Source organism: Frigoribacterium sp. AC759 (assembly GCF_979256015.1).
Genome location: NZ_CEEDMT010000177.1, coordinates 1 through 239 on the forward strand (window position 1 = coordinate 1; position 239 = coordinate 239).

Genomic DNA, 239 nt, shown 5'->3' on the forward strand with positions numbered 1-239 from the left:
CCTCCCAGGCCATCGCGGCCGCACTCGTCACGTGATAGAGCGCGCTCGCCGCCTGCCGGGCCAGGGCCGGATTCTCCTGCGCCCGCAGCGCCAGCGCCGCCGCCCGGTCGAAGGCCGGCAGCGCTTCCGGCAGCGCCGCGCCATTACCCAGCAGCCCATGCACATGCGCCCGCAGCACCGGCAAGGATCCCTCCCGCTGCGCCGCCCGCAGCACATCGAGGGCCACGATGTTGCTGGTG

1 protein-coding gene is annotated in these 239 nt (G+C 74.5%); it reads right to left on the minus strand.

Features of this window, described 5'->3' with window-relative positions; translation table 11 throughout:
- Window positions 1-239 (minus strand): hypothetical protein (locus ACZ6JE_RS15550; protein WP_464319532.1); only part of this gene is annotated, 239 nt, incomplete at both ends.